General features: G+C 64.9%; 1 protein-coding gene and 1 tRNA gene. Both read right to left on the bottom strand.

The window, feature by feature from the left end:
* Positions 1-58 (bottom strand) — tRNA-Trp (locus PSV00_RS09755).
* A gap of 150 nt (positions 59-208) precedes the next feature.
* Positions 209-1,543: a hemolysin family protein gene (locus PSV00_RS09760; protein ID WP_300446567.1), complete on the bottom strand. Its 1,335-nt coding sequence runs from the start codon at positions 1,541-1,543 to the stop codon at positions 209-211.
* Positions 1,544-2,012 lie beyond the last annotated feature (469 nt).

The following is a 2,012-nucleotide window of genomic DNA, read 5'->3' on the forward strand; positions in this document are numbered from 1 at the left end:
GGAGGGACTCGAACCCACGACCCTCGGTTTTGGAGACCGATGCTCTACCAGCTGAGCTACACTCCTGTAGTGCCCGGACAAAGCACAACGCGCCGTGGGTTACCCCATCGGCGCGTGGTCCTCGCCAGACCGGGGCGTATGCCCGAGCGAAGGCGGGTTTTCAAGGGCTATCAGACCCCGGACCCAGCGATTGCGCGCAAAGACCGGATCAGTCGTCCCGATGGGCCGCGATCGCACGGGCCTCGTCGTCGGACCGGACCACCTGACGGAACAGCAACTTGTCGATACGGCGGTCGTCCATGTCCAGAATCTCGACCTCGAACCGGCCCAGCTGCAGCTCCTCGCCCTTGTCGGGCACGCGCGACAGCTGGTGCAGAACCAGGCCGGCCACGGTGTGGAAGCTGTCGTTCTCGCCGAAATCCTCGCCCAGCATGTCGCACAGATCGTCGAGGTCGGTGCGGCCGTCGACCAGCCAGGATCCGTCTTCACGCTGGGTGACGAAGCCGGTCAGTTCGTCATGGCTTTCATTGAAGTCGCCGGCGATCATCTCGAGAATGTCGGTGGCCGTGACCACGCCCTCAAAGGCCCCGTACTCATCGACGATGAAGGCCATGTGGACATGGGTGCCCTTCAGGATCTCCAGCGCCTTCAGCACCGAGGTCGACTGCGGGATGAAGGCCGGGGTCTTGACGTGTTTCTCGACCTCCAGCTCACCCGAGGTCAGATAGGAGTCCAGCAAGTCCTTCTTGTGGACCACACCCATCGGGTGATCGAGGTCGCCGTCGCGGGCCACCACGATACGCGAATAGGGGCAGACGCGAATTTCCTCACGCAGCGCGGCGACCGTATCGTCCAGCGCCACCCAGAACACATCGGTGCGCGGCGTCATCGCCACCCGCACCGGGCGGTCACCCAGACGCAGGATCTCCTCGATCATCACCTGCTCCTCAGGCTCGATCAGGCCCGCCGACGTGCCCTCGGCGAGAATGGTCTCGACCTCTTCCTGGGTGACGTCGGTGCCGTCGCGGTCCTTGACGCCCATCAGTTTGAGGATCGCCGAGGTCGAGGCCGTCAGCAGCACCACGAACGGATGCAGCACCACGGCCAGGCTCGAGATCGGCGCGGCCATCTTGGCGGCGATGGTCTCGGGAAAGATCAGGGCCAGGCGTTTGGGGACCAGCTCGCCGACGATCAGCGAGACATAGGTGATGCAGACAACCACCAGGGCGGTCGAGAAGATCTGGGTATAGGCGACCAGGGCCGGAAACTGGGCCTGGAGGATCTTGTCCAGCTCTCCGGCGATCGCCGCCTGACCATAGGCACCGGCCAGGATCCCGATCAGGGTGATGCCGACCTGGACGGCCGACAGGAAATGGGTCGGATCCTCGGCCAGCTTCAGGGCCGCGCGGGCCCCCTTGTCCCCGCGCTCGGCCCGACTCTGCAGTTTGGACTTGCGGGAGGAGACGACCGCGAGCTCGGTCATGGCGAACAGGCCGTTGAGCACCACGAGGAGCAGAACGACAGCGATGGCGATGGCTAACATCTAGGGGGAGGCAGACCTGCGCGGCGCAGCAGTCGGCGTCCGCTGTTTGTTCCTAGCCGAAGTCGGCCGTTTCCGCCACGGTTTCCTTGCGGCCTAGCGTCGGGGCCCGGCATCCACTGCCCCGTAGGGCCCGCTGACGTCAGGATTCGCCGGAGGAGTCGCGGCACAGGCCGACATCCCGATCAGGGTGCCGATGAACAGGCCGATGCGAAGCGCGCGCAACATGATTACCAAACCCCTAACGTCCGTCAGGCGAACGTAGGCGGTAATCCGCGGTTCCTTGCAAGTCCCTGCCCGCGTCGGGACGTGGCTTAACCAGACTCTATCCCCTGAAAGGCGAAACGCGCCGTCCGGCCAACGAAAAAGCCCCCGCCGGTCTGCACCGGCGGGGGCTCTGTCTTTTGTCATCGTGCGCTCATGCAGCGAGCGACCGCGTCGCGAGCGTTAGCGCCCGATCAGGAGGCTCTAC

The sequence above is a fragment of the Brevundimonas sp. genome (assembly GCF_029945885.1).
In the GTDB taxonomy this organism is placed as follows: domain Bacteria; phylum Pseudomonadota; class Alphaproteobacteria; order Caulobacterales; family Caulobacteraceae; genus Brevundimonas.

What these genes read in the sequence shown, in the direction of transcription:
- PSV00_RS09760 (WP_300446567.1), bottom strand. Translation starts at nt 1,543, where the DNA reads ATGTTAGCCATCGCCATCGCTGTCGTTCTGCTCCTCGTGGTGCTCAAC.